Source organism: Methanobacterium paludis, assembly GCF_000214725.1.
Lineage (GTDB): Archaea > Methanobacteriota > Methanobacteria > Methanobacteriales > Methanobacteriaceae > Methanobacterium_C > Methanobacterium_C paludis.
On sequence record NC_015574.1, the window covers coordinates 1,608,826 to 1,622,627 of the forward strand.

Annotated in this window: 15 protein-coding genes; 5 read left to right on the plus strand and 10 right to left on the minus strand. The window is 37.2% G+C overall.

Features of this window, described 5'->3' with window-relative positions; translation table 11 throughout:
* Positions 1-140: 140 nt before the first annotated feature.
* On the minus strand, positions 141-1,307 hold the full coding sequence (locus MSWAN_RS07445; protein WP_013826013.1) for a DUF6282 family protein: 1,167 nt from the start codon (positions 1,305-1,307) through the stop codon (positions 141-143).
* Positions 1,246-1,821: a FumA C-terminus/TtdB family hydratase beta subunit gene (locus tag MSWAN_RS07450; protein WP_013826014.1), complete on the minus strand. Its 576-nt coding sequence runs from the start codon at positions 1,819-1,821 to the stop codon at positions 1,246-1,248. The genes MSWAN_RS07445 and MSWAN_RS07450 overlap by 62 nt, the downstream gene beginning before the upstream one ends.
* 293 nt (positions 1,822-2,114) lie before the next feature.
* On the opposite strand from MSWAN_RS07450, the gene MSWAN_RS07455 reads away from it, so the two are divergent.
* On the plus strand, positions 2,115-3,950 hold the full coding sequence (locus MSWAN_RS07455) for a DUF2070 family protein (protein WP_013826015.1): 1,836 nt from the start codon (positions 2,115-2,117) through the stop codon (positions 3,948-3,950).
* Between the two features lie 291 nt (positions 3,951-4,241).
* On the opposite strand, the gene MSWAN_RS07460 is transcribed toward MSWAN_RS07455, so the two are convergent.
* Positions 4,242-4,520, minus strand: coding sequence for an EMC6-like membrane protein (locus MSWAN_RS07460; RefSeq protein ID WP_013826016.1), 279 nt, complete (start codon positions 4,518-4,520; stop codon positions 4,242-4,244).
* Positions 4,521-4,584: 64 nt separating this feature from the next.
* On the opposite strand from MSWAN_RS07460, the gene rqcH reads away from it, so the two are divergent.
* Complete coding sequence (gene rqcH, locus MSWAN_RS07465) at positions 4,585-6,576, plus strand: ribosome rescue protein RqcH (RefSeq protein ID WP_013826017.1); 1,992 nt, start codon at positions 4,585-4,587, stop codon at positions 6,574-6,576.
* A 140-nt stretch (positions 6,577-6,716) separates the two neighbouring features.
* Here the strand turns inward: rqcH and MSWAN_RS07470 are convergent, their stop codons facing one another.
* Genes MSWAN_RS07470 through MSWAN_RS07495 form a run of 6 tightly spaced genes read right to left on the minus strand, consistent with a single transcriptional unit; the run spans position 6,717 to position 11,393 of the window.
* Entirely contained in the window at positions 6,717-7,022 is a 306-nt protein-coding gene (locus MSWAN_RS07470) for a Zn-ribbon domain-containing protein (protein WP_013826018.1), read from the minus strand.
* Positions 7,006-7,389, minus strand: coding sequence for a DUF2073 domain-containing protein (locus MSWAN_RS07475; protein WP_013826019.1), 384 nt, complete (start codon positions 7,387-7,389; stop codon positions 7,006-7,008). Before MSWAN_RS07475 ends, MSWAN_RS07470 begins: the two co-directional genes overlap by 17 nt.
* 19 nt (positions 7,390-7,408) lie before the next feature.
* The gene (locus MSWAN_RS07480; protein ID WP_013826020.1) at positions 7,409-8,044 is read right to left on the minus strand and encodes an Era-like GTP-binding protein; all 636 of its coding nucleotides are present in this window, start codon (positions 8,042-8,044) and stop codon (positions 7,409-7,411) included.
* A 14-nt stretch (positions 8,045-8,058) separates the two neighbouring features.
* Positions 8,059-8,757, minus strand: a complete 699-nt coding sequence (locus MSWAN_RS07485) for a metal-dependent hydrolase (RefSeq protein ID WP_013826021.1) — start codon at positions 8,755-8,757, stop codon at positions 8,059-8,061.
* The gene (locus tag MSWAN_RS07490; RefSeq protein WP_013826022.1) at positions 8,754-10,193 is read right to left on the minus strand and encodes a hypothetical protein; all 1,440 of its coding nucleotides are present in this window, start codon (positions 10,191-10,193) and stop codon (positions 8,754-8,756) included. Before MSWAN_RS07490 ends, MSWAN_RS07485 begins: the two co-directional genes overlap by 4 nt.
* Before the next feature lie 39 nt (positions 10,194-10,232).
* Positions 10,233-11,393: a UDP-N-acetylglucosamine--N-acetylmuramyl-(pentapeptide) pyrophosphoryl-undecaprenol N-acetylglucosamine transferase gene (locus MSWAN_RS07495; RefSeq protein WP_013826023.1), complete on the minus strand. Its 1,161-nt coding sequence runs from the start codon at positions 11,391-11,393 to the stop codon at positions 10,233-10,235.
* Positions 11,394-11,693: 300 nt separating this feature from the next.
* Between MSWAN_RS07495 and MSWAN_RS07500 the strand changes: the two genes are divergently transcribed.
* The gene (locus tag MSWAN_RS07500; RefSeq protein WP_013826024.1) at positions 11,694-11,870 is read left to right on the plus strand and encodes a class III signal peptide-containing protein; all 177 of its coding nucleotides are present in this window, start codon (positions 11,694-11,696) and stop codon (positions 11,868-11,870) included.
* A gap of 129 nt (positions 11,871-11,999) precedes the next feature.
* Here MSWAN_RS07500 and MSWAN_RS07505 read toward each other — a convergent pair whose 3' ends face one another.
* Positions 12,000-12,563, minus strand: a complete 564-nt coding sequence (locus tag MSWAN_RS07505; protein ID WP_048188026.1) for a hypothetical protein — start codon at positions 12,561-12,563, stop codon at positions 12,000-12,002.
* 257 nt (positions 12,564-12,820) lie between these two features.
* Here MSWAN_RS07505 and MSWAN_RS07510 point away from each other — a divergent pair, with 257 nt between their 5' ends.
* A complete protein-coding gene (locus MSWAN_RS07510; protein ID WP_013826026.1) occupies positions 12,821-12,994 on the plus strand; it encodes a class III signal peptide-containing protein in 174 nt (57 codons plus the stop codon).
* 608 nt (positions 12,995-13,602) lie between these two features.
* Positions 13,603-13,776 carry a class III signal peptide-containing protein gene (locus MSWAN_RS07515; protein WP_013826026.1) on the plus strand — a complete coding sequence of 58 codons (174 nt, stop codon included), beginning with the start codon at positions 13,603-13,605 and terminating at the stop codon, positions 13,774-13,776.
* Positions 13,777-13,802 lie beyond the last annotated feature (26 nt).

A 13,802-nucleotide genomic window follows, 5' to 3' on the forward strand; every position in this document is an offset into this window, starting at 1 on the left:
TTAAAATCAAATCTAGGTTAAAAATTAAATCCATGATAATGACTATTTAATAGAATAATTACCTTAAATTAATTTAGTTGGTCTTAAAGAATTTAAAAAAAATTACCGTCTAAAAAAAGTTACCTAAAAAGTTTTACAGCTTAAAACAAAAGTTTAGACGGATTTTCAATGCACATTGTGCGTACATCCTTCATGGAGATCCCGTGATCCAGCATCGAATTTACAAACATCCTCATGCCCTGAGCGGGTGTTGGATTATGGGCTTGACCGAAATCTGTGGCCATTATACACCTTGAAGGACCTACCTCTTTTATTGCATCTGCTATAACCGTCGGGTCCAGTTCGTCATGTCCTGGCATGCATGCAACAAAACAGTGCTCCAGATAAGCGTAACGGCTCATCTCTTTTTGTTCATCTAAACTTGCACCGACCACACAAGTCAAGGGATGGTTAACCAGCAAACGATCAACACCAATGCTTCTTGCAGTATCCATGACGAAAAATATATCATCAGCTTTTAGATGTCCTGTTGCAAGGACCATCTGATGTTCTGCAGCCAGGTTGATGATCTCCTCAAGTATCTCAACATTCACCCTATCTAATTCCATAGAAGAATAGGAAACTGTTGGAAACCAGACAAACTTTCCACCCATTGAAGCTGCAGTTTTAACGACCTCACAATTCAGACCCCCAACACTCTGGTTGAGGCAAACCCCTCCAAAGACCTTGAATCCGGTTACCTCTTCTGCAATTTTTGCCCTGCCAGATGTGGGTTCAAAGTGGGATTTTATGACTATAGCTTGCATTCCTTCAGTTGAAGCAGAAATTGCAGCCTCTACATCATTTAAAAGTCTCGGTCTGATATCAGGTGCTGTGTGAATGTGGGTGTCAATGAACCCCTCAAGAAGGTCATTTTCACACGAAACATCAATGCAATCATTATTAGGCATATTAAATCTGTTATACAAATTACTTTTCTCATCAAACACCTGAGAGCCATCAGATAGCTTAATTTCTTTATCTGGGCGAACGTCGTCAAACAAACTAACTTCTTTACCCCAATAGCCATCAGGCAAACTAAGATCTTTACCTCGAGATTTAGCAGGCAAAATAATTTCTTTACCTCGAGAACCATCAATCAAATTAATAAGTTCTTTGTGGCTCTCAAGTGAATTAATTTCTTTAGGACCATCAAACAAACTCTGTTCTCCATCAAACACGTTTCGAGCTCCAGGCAAGTCCAGATTATCCTTGACATGCAGAATATTGTTGTGCCTGTGCAGTTCTCCTTTTTTTAACTTTTTCATAAAGGTTTCCACCTTCAGAGTCCATTGTAACTATCAGAGGGCCAAATTTCTCAACTTCAAGTTCCCAAACAGCTTCTGGAACTCCTAGATCCAGCCAGTGAACATCACGAACACCTAAAACAGATTTCACGTAGTGGGCTGCACATCCACCAACTGCCGTCAGATAAACGGCTTCATTATCAACAAGGGCCTGGGATGTGGCTTTATCCATTCCACCTTTACCTATTATTCCACCCACTCCCATGTTTATAACCGAGGGTTCGTAGGGGTTCATCCTTGTGCTGGTGGTGGGTCCCACTGCAACCATTTCGTATCCATCTTCAGATGATTTTATTATTGGGCCTGCATGGAATATCACAGCCCTATTAAGATCTACTGGGGCACCTTCCTCCACTATTCGTTTATGGGCGCTGTCTCTTGCCGTGTAAATGATTCCGGAAATATATACAATGTCTCCAACCCTTAAATTTTTTGTTTTGTCACCAGATAGAGGTGTTTCAAGCGTCAAACTCATTTAAATTCACCTTTTTTATTAATGCAAAGTTCTTTACCTAGAATGGTATAAAATAATATGAGGGATATAAATCATAAGAGTACAAATAATAGATATTTGACTTCATCACAGATAAATTACAGCACATATAATTCAACAAATTTTAAAAATTACAAAAAAATTCATTAATTTAAAAAAATTCACAAATGTTTAATGATCACAGATTCCTCTAAAAAAACAGATTCCTCTAAAAAGTAATCATCCGTTATAAATTCAGAGATTTCAAACATCATAATCATAAGGAGTAAAAGTTTATGTCCATCGACGATAAAATCGTAGGTCTCAGCAAGTATATGGTGAGCCTTCCATCAACAAGGGCTTCGGTCCTCAGCATGATATTCATAAGTTTCATTTTAGGGTTTATTGTATCGTTAATAGAGCCAACAGCAGATAGATCAATACTTTACAGCTTTATATACGGAGGTTCTGCAGGATTTCTCATGTTCGGACTCATGTCCATAATGGCAGGGGGTATAACCCAGCCGATGATAAACGCCCTTGAAGGCCGCCACATGAAGATGAAACAGTCCATGTTCCTCTCATTTGTGTCAATGATGATGATTGCAGTGATATACGGACTGGGAAGCCTCATATCCACCTATACAATTTACAGTTACACCATAGACGCACTTGTATTTGGATGTGCCGTTATCTTTGCCGTCCGGACCATAGTTTTGTGGAGCACATCAAATATCAGCTTTTTAAAGTCCATAATACCTGCATCAACACAACCGATCCTTATAATAAGTATGGTTATAGTTCTTGTTTCTCTTACAAGTATCACAACCAACATAGGTTACTTCAGCATCATTCCGCTGCTTTTTAAAATCATAATTGCATCGATAATTCTTGTTGTGGCAATTTATTCCTTTGTAACTGTGGTAGAATCTCCTATGAAAAGAAACCTTGGAGTTGGAGGTCTGGAACTGTTGAGTTTGTTCCTTGCCCACACAACTGAAGGTTCTAAGGCATTAGAAGGACTTTTTGAGGATATGGGTGAAGCCATAGATACCATTACCGGAATAATAAGTTTCAAGGGTACGAATGGTCCTAAAGTGCTCTTTTTAACTCCAAGTGTTCATCCTGGACCTGTTGGAAATATTGGCGGTGGGAACATGCCAACCCAGCTTGCAAATAAATTTGATACTTTCACAATGGTATCCCACGGCCCATCAACCCATGATTTCAACCCTGTATCATCCAAGGAAATAAGAAAGGTAGAAAACGTCATAAGAAATGGAATAGAAAATATGGATTACACCCCCAAAGCCAGCAGATTCATCAGAGTGGAACATAACGGTGCTAAAATTGGTGCACAGTATTTTGGAGGTAATCTGCTGCTTCTTGCAACCCTGGCACCTGAAGGTTTTGATGACATCGACTTTGGGGTGGGTCTTGCAATTTCAAACCTTGCAAAGGCATCCTGCAGCACTGAAAATGTAATCCTGGTCGACTGCCACAACTCGTTTAAAGGAGAGGGAGGAAGGGTTCTTCCAGGAAACAAGGAAGTTTTTGACCTTATGGGTGCTGTTGAGAAGCTTCCGGAAATGGAAAAAGAAGAAGGAATGAGAATGGGCTGTGCATACAATCCTATGGACAACATTACCAAGGAAGAAGGCATAGGCCAAAGTGGTATCAAGGTAATGGTTGTGGAAGTTGGAAGCGGAAGCACACTTCAAAGGACAGCTTACATACTTCTGGATTCTAACAACATGTTAATCGGTTTCAGGGACAGGATAGTTGAAAGCGTTAAAGCGCTGGGGATTGATGAGGCAGAAGCAATGACAACAGACACCCACTTCGTGAACACTATTTCTGGGGGACACAACCCTGTGGGCACCAAAAGACAGGATGAAATACTTGAAGCAATCTTGGAGTGCACTAAAAGGGCTGTGGATGATATAGAAGATGTGGAAGCCGCCGGCAAAGTCTGTCATATCAAAGACCTTAAAACTTTAGGGCCGCTGCACTCCACAGAACTTGTTACAACCATAAGCTCAATAGTTGCTGTAAGCAGGATATTTGCACCCTTAATATTCATAATTGCCCTCATATTCGTGTTTATATGGATATTCTACTGGGCACTTTAGGTTTAATTGTTTATAATGAATGAAACTTTAACTGCAGTTAGATTAAAATTAAGCTGTAGTTAAATTTAAAAAAAGAAAATTTTATCTATGCATTAATTCGGTAAAAATAAGCGAAATTCCATTATAATATTAAACTTAAAAAGCATCCCTAAAAATAAAAAAAAATAAAAAACTATGGGCAATAAAGAATTTTTAAAAGAATTTTTGGGCAGTTCACATCAACTTTAATTTATCTAAAAACTGCTTTAGTTCTTTTGAAGATTTACTGCCCTTAATAAAATTTTAATGGCCTTATAAGTTGAAGAATATGACCCATACCATTAGCCAAATGAAGAAAAACGGTACAATTCCGCTCCAGAGCCATCCTTTGGTTCCTCCAACGGCTTCCTTGCCGAAAATTCTCTCTGATACCTGACCTGCTATGTAAAGAATGATCAGGCTTATTAAAACTGCTATGGTCTCATTTTTTCCTATGGCACTTATTAATCCTGTTGAAAATACATATGATATGTAACCTGCAATTATACCTGCGACTGCATGTATGGTTGTTACTTTAGCATCAACTTCCATATTTTTTCCTCCAATCCATGTTTATTATTTAACTGTAACCATAAATATACTATAAGGTGTTTCAATGAAAGCTATGTCCAATGTTGATATTTACACAATTTGCAATGAACTTAAAGAAATTCTAAAGGATGCAAGGGTTGATAAGGCCTACCAACCCACCAGGGACACCGTGCTTATACGGTTCCATGTCCCAGGTAAAGGACGAGTTGATGTCGTCTTCCAGGCAGGTTTAAGGGTTCATACAACCCAGTACCCTCCAGAAAATCCGCAAATCCCGCCATCATTTCCCATGATCCTTCGAAAACATCTAAAAGGAGGTAATGTCACCTGTGTGAAACAGCACAACTTCGACAGAATCCTAAAGATCAACATTCAGAAGGAACATAAATATTCACTGGTTATAGAACTCTTTGCAAAGGGTAATATAATACTTTTGGATGAAGAGGGCACCATTATAATGCCCCTCAAGAGGAAGCTCTGGGAGGACAGAAACATATCCTCCAAAGAGGAGTATAAGTATCCTCCAGAAAGGGGTATAAATCCACTGGAAGTTACAAAGGAAGAATTGGAAACCCTGTTTGCCGAGTCAGATCGTGACCTTATAAGGACCCTGGCAAGCAGCGGTCTGGGCGGTCTCTACGCTGAAGAAGTTATGCTGAGGTCTGGTGTGAAGAAAGATAAACCTTCATCGGACATCACCCCTGAAGAACTGGATTTCATACACAATGCAATGAGTGATGTTTTCAGCCCGCTCAAAACAGCACAGTTCCACCCCCAGATAATATCCAGCGAAAAAGATGATGTTCTCCCTTTGAACCTCACTAAATACGAAAAATACGAGAAAAAAACGTTTGAAACCTTCAATCAAGCTGCAGATGAGTTTTACAGCAGCATAGTTGGAGATGACATTAAACAGGTGCATGAGGATGTCTGGGCCGCTGAAGTGGGTAAGTTTGAAAAAAGGCTCAAAATTCAGATGGAAACCCTTGAAAAATTCAAGGACACCATTGTAAAAACCAAAATCAAGGGAGAAGCAATTTACTCCAATTACCAGAACATTCAAAACATCCTGGATATTATACACAATGCCAGGGAAACCTATTCATGGCTTGACATCATTGACATCATCAAAAAGGGTAAAAAGGAGAAAGTATCTGGACTGGATATTATTGAGTCCCTGGATAAGATGGGGGTCCTGACCTTAAATCTGGACGGGACCATTGTAAATGTGGATTCCAATATGAGCATCCCTGAAAATGCCGAGATTTATTATAACAAGGGTAAAAAGGCCAAGAGGAAGATAAGTGGAGTTAACATTGCCATTGAAAAAACCATGAAGGAAGTAGAAAGGGCCAAAAACAAAAGGGAAATTGCAATGGAAAAGGTTCTGGTACCTCAAAAAAGGGTTAGAAAAGAACTTAAATGGTTTGAAAAGCTTCGATGGTTCTTATCATCAGATGGACTTCTTGTTATTGGGGGCAGGGATGCCACAACCAACGAGATGATCGTTAAAAAACATATGGAAAACAGGGATATTTACTTCCACTCAGACATCCATGGAGCAGCCTCTGTTGTTGTGAAGGCAGGTGAGGGTGAGGTTCCAGAGTCCACATTAAATGAGACAGCATCCTTTGCAGGTTCTTTCTCAAGTGCATGGTCTGCTGGTTTCGGATCCACGGATGTGTACTGGGTCCACCCGGATCAGGTGTCAAAAACACCTCAGTCCGGTGAATTCGTGGGTAAAGGTGCTTTCATAATCAGAGGAAGCCGCAACTTCATCAGAAACGCACCTTTACTTGTAGCTGTTGGAATCGTGGATTATGAAGGTAAAAGAATAATGGCCGGCCCTCCAGAAGCTTTAGTCAAGTACACAGACAATTACGTGGTTATAAAACCGGGCTATACGAAAAAAGAGGAGATGGCCAGGCAAATCCGCCATAAGATCGACGAGGAGAAACTTCTCTCAATTGAAGATGTTGTGAGGGTTCTACCTTCAGGTAAATGCGACTTTGTGGATAAACGACAGTTTAAGGGAAGAGATTTTAAGAGGAAATAAATTCATCTCTTCTACCTTTTAATTAGTCCAATTATTGATAAAAAAAGTGTACATAAAAAAATTAAAAAAATAATATTTAATCCATATTAATAGAAATCGTTGAAGATGGTTACATAAAATAAAAGTATAACCATCATATACTACGACTTCTCCTTATTTTTCATCTGCTTCTTTAAAAGGAAGTTGATATCTATCACATATTTCCCTTCCTCGTCTGAAACTATTATGGAGTCGTCCTTCATGAGGGAAGAAAGATTCACCTCATAAATTCCGTGCTCCTTGACCATTATGGTTTCTATGGAGTCTCCTTTTATTTCACGGATCTCCTTGACCTTACCTTTCTGATGGAATTCAAAGAACTTGCTTCCACACTCGGGGCATCCTTTGAGGATTATATCCTTTGAGTCTCCTTCAAATTCTGCTCCGCATTTAATGCATCTGTGCACTGGAATCACCCAGGTTTGCTATCATTGAAAGGAAGTTGGACTTTTTCTTAACGGTTTTCATAACATTTGCAGGACCTATTATGGTTATTCCAATTGTTTTCTTTTTTGAAAGACCGAAAAACGATTTTTCATCTTTTTCAAGGGTGTATATATCGATCCCCATGAAGTTTTCAACATCTATTTCCCTCATAGTTGTTTCTATTAGCTCGGCCTCTTCTTCAGGGGTTAGGCCACCTTCAATAACAACTAGATCACCGTCTTTGACCTTGTTGACTATCATGGATATTTTTTCCATGCTAGTACTTGATGCAATTGCATCAGAGGAAAGAAAATCCATTTTTAGAGCATTTGTTTTAGCATCATCCATTTTATGACCTCTAAATTTATTAACTGAACCTCTGAACCATTGCCTGGTAAAGATCCGCAACATTCTCACCGTGCAGTGCAGAAATTGGCACCACAGTGTGCTGTGGGAAAACAGAGAATATACGTTCTTGGGAAGCTTCAGGAAGGTCTATTTTGTTTGCAACAATTACAAATGGGATCTTACGAGCTTCCAGGTTTCCTATTATCGTTATGTTGGCCTGAGTCAAAGGATCCTTGGTTGCATCTATAACCAGTAAAACACCGGTCACATCATCCAACCATTTTATTGCCTCTATTATACCCTTTGTTGCCTCTTTTGCCCTTTCTTTTGCCTCTGTTTCCGATAGGCCGAATTCCAGGAAGTTTTTGTAGTCGATCTTGGTGGCTATTCCAGGGGTGTCTATTATGTCAAAGTCCAGTTCAACTCCGTCGTTGGCAATTGTGACATGTTCCTGTTTGTAGACCCTTCGGGTCTCGTGGGGAATCTCCGAAATCAAACCTATAGGTTTTCCTACCCAATCATTTGTCATTCTATTGGCAAGGGTGGTTTTTCCAGAGTTTGGATGTCCATAAAATCCTATTTTAAGTTTTTTATCCTTTCCAATAAGTTTATTCAATATATCTTTAAATAAGCTGTGTCTGAAAAATTTCCGCATACGCATCACTCTTATCACTCTTGGTATATTTGATCTGGTTGGAGAATTACAACCTTTACATTCGGATTGGACCTTCTAACCATATCTGAAAATTCTAATGGATTTTGTTCAATTGCAGGGTATGTGTTGTAATGCATTGGAATGATTATTTCTGGATCCAACCACTCTGCAGCTATTGCAGCTTCAAATGGCCCCATTGTGTAACGGTCCCCTATTGGGAGCATCGCTATGTCCGGCCTGTATATGTCCCTTATCACCGTGCGCATGTCACCGAATACTCCTGTGTCTCCTGCATGGTATATTTTTCTGCCGTTTTCAAGTTCTATTATGAAACCTCCTGCACTTCCTCCTGCGCTCACCTCTTCTATGAAGTCCATGTCAGAGGAGTGTGTTGAGTTAACCATGGTTATTATGATGTCCTGAACCTGTACAGTTCCACCCATATTCATTCCAAGGGTTTCAAAGCCCTGTTTGGAAAGGTACACAGAAATCTCATGGTTGCACACAATTAAAGCCCCTGTTCTATTGGCTATTTCCATTGTGTCCCCGAAGTGGTCTGTATGTCCATGTGTAACACATATAACATCTGCTGAAAGTTCTTCAACTGCCACATCACATGCAGGGTTGTTGCTTATAAACGGGTCGATGAGTATCTTCAAATTTTCATCAGTTATTATCTGGAATGCAGAGTGTCCAAGCCACTTTATCATCATTGTTTTATCTCCAGGTTTATGTCCTTTGAAATACTCCAGGCATCCTCAAATAGCCTTCTGATTTCTTCAATAGATTTATGGTCCTTGTACACAACCCCAACCTCAAAGCTTTCATATATAGGGTCTGTGGATATTATGAGACCGTTTGTATCGTCTGAAACAACCGCCACTGTATGTACATTGGGCATTGTTCTTATTTTAACGTTGTTATCCATTAAAAGTTTTATAAGCTCAACTGAAGTGTCATCATCCAAGCTGGCTTCCTGGATTATCATTCTACTATCTGTATCCATGAATTTTTTTAAAACACCCACGTCGATGTTTCTGACCCATGGGTACATCATCAGTACCGTGTTTGAAGCCTTGGATATTGTATCGTTAAGTGTATCTTTCACATCTCCAGCATCAAAGGACCAGATAATGTTAGGTTCCTGAGACTCAACTTTAAGTTTATCAAGGGTTCCTTTGAAAGAATCCAACCTTTCATCTATGATGTTCTCTATTTCCTTGGCATTTTCAACGTAATTACTCTTCAAACGCTCAAGCCTATTTTTCACAAACTGATCGTCCAACTCATCATCGCTTCGAGATTGTAGAGTTTTTAGATCAACATGTTTTGGTCTGGGTTTTGGATCCTCTTTCTTTTCAGATTTTAAGTCCTTTTTAGGTAATTCCTTTTTAGGTAAATCCTTTTTAGGTAAATCCTTTTTAGGTAAATCCTTTTTAACTTTAGCTTCAGGTTTTATCCTATGGAATCTTTTAAATATTGATTTATGGCCTTTTGAGGGTGTTTCATTAGGAACATCTGATACTCTTGGTGTTTCACTAGGAACATCTGATATTTTTTGTGTAGATGGTATTTTCTTTAGTGATATTTCTTCAGGTTTCTCTTCAAGTTCTTCTTCGTGTTTCTTTTCAGGTTTTTTGGTGGATGGTTCAGGAGATGGTTTTGGAGTTATCTTCCTCATTGGTTTTCCGGGTTCCACCGGCGCTAATTTTTTACTTTCTTCCTCTTCTTTTGTATTTTTAGGTGCTTTTTTAGATTTTACAGGCTTAATTTTTGGTATAGGTTTTCCTTTTGTTGGTATAGGTTCTGCCTTTTTAACTTTTGGTCTGGGTTTTACTGGTTTTTCCTTTTCTTCTGCAGTTTTTTTAATGGTTTTACTTATTGTTTCAAGTTTATCTTTTTTAACCGCTTCTTTAGGTGCCATTTTTGGTGTTTTAAGTGCTTTTTTTCCCATTTGGGGTGTCTTTTCCGGTCTTGAAAAGTTTATTTTACTGCCGAATAACCCCATTAAAAGAAGTCCGAAAACAGAAGAACATAGTCCTAAAAAGAAAAGTAAAAGGTTTGGAGGAGTTAAAAATCCGCGTGACATTCCATAAAATCCGCCAATAAGCAACAGCCCCCCAAAAACTGTAACGAGTAGATTGATCATCTGATACCTCCCAATAATAATGTTATAGGATGTTTAAATTTATAAAGGTTGCTCCCAATCCTCTGCATATTTCAATATGATCCTCACTGCATCTTCTGTTCCACTGTACTTAGAAAACTGTTCCCTGACGATCTCTGCATTCCTCTTCATATCAACATTGTTCAATGTGTTGTTTATATCCTCTGCAATTCCCTCAGCAGTGAGTTTTTTTATATCCTCAACGAGGGATATGCCGTACTTTTCAACATGAACTGCATTTTTAAGCTGTTCTGGATGGTTATTTATTGGCACAACTATGTTGGGAATTCCAAGGGATGTTACCTCCATAACAGTTGTATGACCTGCGAGGGTTACAACAACATCTGCAATTGCCATCCATTCCATCATATCCCATAAAAACTTCTTTTTTATTATTTTTTCACAATCAGGTATAAAATCTGTATCTATCTGAGGTCCGGTTACCATTATCAGTTTATCACAGTCAATCATACTGGATGCGTGGCATATAAGTTTAAGGAGCCCTATACCAAAATCACTTCCTCCCACAGTCACAAAAACCAGTTTATCACCGGATCCAAAACCCAATTTCCTCCGAAGCTCATCCTTATCAGGCATGTTTTCAGGACGTTTTTTGAGGAATGGACCTACATGAGTTGTTATTTCACTCAACCGGGGCGGTATTTTAATTGAATCCTCAACATCAGGCACTATTATTGTTTTACAGAGGTTTGAAACATCTTTAACAAATCTTTCAAGTCCATTTTCAAGGTACTCGACTGTCCTGTCGTTGGGGTTAATATCTGAAAAATTAAAGGTCAGCTCGTTTGTTACAAGAACACAAGGTATTCCAAGGACTTTAGCTGTTATGGGTACTGAAAAATGAGAATCAGCCACTATGATGTCGGGTTTGAATTTTTTTATTACCTTGGATTCCTGGTATATGCTTCTAAGAAAGACGAAAGGAGTATCAATTGATTTTTTCACGGTATATTTTATGTCAAGTTCTCCTACCGGACCGTAGAACTTTAGTTCAGGCAGTTTTACAGCTTTATAATCATTGTACTCCTTCAACATTTCATAGCCAGAACCGTAACTTGCAAAAAGAACATCAGCTCCTTCTTCTTGAAGTTTGCCAGCAAGGGCTATGCACCTTGAAACATGCCCCATACCTATGCCACATGGAATAATAAGAACTTTCATAACCATAAACCCTCATTATCTTTTGAATTCATTGCACATACCTAAATTGAACACGAACTAAAAAATTTTTTGAACCATTGTAAATGTCTGTAGTAAAATCCTCTGTAATAAGAATTTAGAAACTTTAGAAAAATATTAAAGAATTTTCTTTTTTCTAACAATATATAAACGTATCATCACAAGTAACTATCGGTTTCAATCATAATTTACGAGTTTATTTAGAAAAAGTTATATTCAAGATAAAGAGAATTATTAATGTATACTTGTTAATGTATACTTGTAAGTTAGAGGGGTTTTATAATGGGCTTTATAGAAGATGAATGGGGTCAAGGAGCAGCAGAGTATATATTACTGTTTGGTGGTGTGATTGTTATAGCGATAGCGGCACTTTTTGTTTATGATTCCTATTTTAGCGGTGCCAATACATTAAATGCTGCACAAGATATGGATAAAGTAAGATCAAGCATTAAAGTTTAAACTATTTATATGAATCTCAATAATTATTTTTTTCTAAGATAAAGAAGTTATATGAAACCAATTAGGATATCTGAAAGCAATTAGGATTATTTTCATATCAAAAAAATCTTTATATGAAAAAGGATTCATTCAATGGTACTTAACATAATTTATAATGTTTAGAAAAATATCATCTGATCCGTTATCGTTACTCAGACTCCATGCAAGTTTATTCCACAAACTATCTTTTTGCTCTTTTTTCTGGGATTTGATGTAATAAATAGTTCTATTGAAGAACGCATCGAAATCTTCAGTGATCCCCTCTGAGATATTTTTATATTCAAGTTCTTCGAATTTTTTTCTAAAAAGCATTTTTAATTTATAAGAAGCTTTTTTTACAGTTTCCACATCGGTAGTCTCTAACTGAGCTATAAGATTTTCTATTTCAACAAAATTTAATTTAACCCTTCCAAAAACCAGACCTTCTGTTCGTATGGATTGTATTCTCTTAACACCATCATAGATATCAAAATCATAACCTGTTATATAGATCTCATTTTCTTTTAATAAACTCATTAAAGATTCATTAAGAGTTTTATCAGATGTTGAGATCTCAGATTCTCTTCTAATCTCATCAAAAAGTTCAATTTTAGATAGTTCCCTCTTATCAAGCATCTCAAGCATTAATCTTCTTAAATTATAATTTTTTGGCATAGATCACACACATTTCCTTTTGTATGTGATATTATTCACATAAACTCATATAAAAACTAATACCCTGTGAAAGGAAACCAACTCTATAAAAACTAACTCCACAAAAATAGTTGAACCAATCCAAGTCAGGTAAGGGGAGGGTACAAAAGCAACAGTCACACATCAGGATTTAAAAGATAAATTTATATATATTAATGGTATAAAAACTAAAACATTGATATGTAGGGAAAATTTTGATAATATAGGGAGGTAAAACCATGAGTTTTGTAAAAGATGAAGGTGGACAGGGAGCAGCAGAGTATATCTTGCTATTCGGTGGAGTCATCGTTATAGCAATAGCTGCACTGTTAATCTACAGAGCATACTTCAGCAGCAACTCTAATCTAAACGCTGCACAAGATGTGAACAGTGTTAGAGGAAGTATAAAATAGATTATATCCTCTTTGTCATATTTTTTTCTCTTTTTTTTGGGATTTAATGTAATAATAGTTCTTAAAAAGGCATCCAAATCTTCAGTGATTCACTTGGAATATGATTAATCTTCTTTATCAAATTTTCTAAAAACATAGGCATAAAAAAGCTTTTTTCATTTTCTAATCCAAAAATCAGCTTCCTGTTCGTGTAGATTATATTTCTTTTACACCATCATAGATATCAAAATCATAAACAGTTATATAAATTTCATTTTCTTTTAATAAGCTCATTAAATATCCATTAAGAGTTTTATCCAATATTAAATCTTAGATTCTCTTCTAACCTTATCAAAAAGTTCCATAGACAGTTCCTTTCTCAAGCATTAATCTTCTTAAATTATAATTTTTTGGCATAGATTCACACACATTCCTTTGCGAAATATACAACAATATATAAAATTAATATCCTGTGAAAGTAAATCAACTCCATAAAAATAGTTGAACCAACCCAAATTTGGTAAGGGGATGACACAGAAGCAACAGTCACACATTAAGATTTAAAAGATAAATTTATATATACTAAGGGTATAAAAACTTAAATGTTGATAATATATGGAGGTAAAACCATGAGTTTTGTAAAAGATGAAGGTGGACAGGGAGCAGCAGAGTATATCTTATTATTCGGTGGAGTCATCGTTATAGCAATAGCTGCACTGTTAATCTACAGAGCATACTTCAGCAGCAACTCTAATCTAAACGCTGCACAAGATGTGAACAGTGTTAGAGGAAGTATAAAATAAGCAATTAAAAAAATTGGAAGTTACCC

What these genes read in the sequence shown, in the direction of transcription:
- MSWAN_RS07505 (WP_048188026.1), bottom strand. Translation starts at nt 12,563, where the DNA reads ATGCCAAAAAATTATAATTTAAGAAGATTAATGCTTGAGATGCTTGAT.
- MSWAN_RS07445 (WP_013826013.1), bottom strand. Translation starts at nt 1,307, where the DNA reads ATGAAAAAGTTAAAAAAAGGAGAACTGCACAGGCACAACAATATTCTG.
- MSWAN_RS07450 (WP_013826014.1), bottom strand. Translation starts at nt 1,821, where the DNA reads ATGAGTTTGACGCTTGAAACACCTCTATCTGGTGACAAAACAAAAAAT.
- MSWAN_RS07455 (WP_013826015.1), top strand. Translation starts at nt 2,115, where the DNA reads ATGTCCATCGACGATAAAATCGTAGGTCTCAGCAAGTATATGGTGAGC.
- MSWAN_RS07475 (WP_013826019.1), bottom strand. Translation starts at nt 7,389, where the DNA reads ATGGATGATGCTAAAACAAATGCTCTAAAAATGGATTTTCTTTCCTCT.
- MSWAN_RS07490 (WP_013826022.1), bottom strand. Translation starts at nt 10,193, where the DNA reads ATGATCAATCTACTCGTTACAGTTTTTGGGGGGCTGTTGCTTATTGGC.
- MSWAN_RS07485 (WP_013826021.1), bottom strand. Translation starts at nt 8,757, where the DNA reads ATGATGATAAAGTGGCTTGGACACTCTGCATTCCAGATAATAACTGAT.
- MSWAN_RS07495 (WP_013826023.1), bottom strand. Translation starts at nt 11,393, where the DNA reads ATGAAAGTTCTTATTATTCCATGTGGCATAGGTATGGGGCATGTTTCA.
- MSWAN_RS07500 (WP_013826024.1), top strand. Translation starts at nt 11,694, where the DNA reads ATGGGCTTTATAGAAGATGAATGGGGTCAAGGAGCAGCAGAGTATATA.
- MSWAN_RS07460 (WP_013826016.1), bottom strand. Translation starts at nt 4,520, where the DNA reads ATGGAAGTTGATGCTAAAGTAACAACCATACATGCAGTCGCAGGTATA.
- MSWAN_RS07480 (WP_013826020.1), bottom strand. Translation starts at nt 8,044, where the DNA reads ATGCGGAAATTTTTCAGACACAGCTTATTTAAAGATATATTGAATAAA.
- MSWAN_RS07510 (WP_013826026.1), top strand. Translation starts at nt 12,821, where the DNA reads ATGAGTTTTGTAAAAGATGAAGGTGGACAGGGAGCAGCAGAGTATATC.
- MSWAN_RS07515 (WP_013826026.1), top strand. Translation starts at nt 13,603, where the DNA reads ATGAGTTTTGTAAAAGATGAAGGTGGACAGGGAGCAGCAGAGTATATC.
- rqcH (WP_013826017.1), top strand. Translation starts at nt 4,585, where the DNA reads ATGAAAGCTATGTCCAATGTTGATATTTACACAATTTGCAATGAACTT.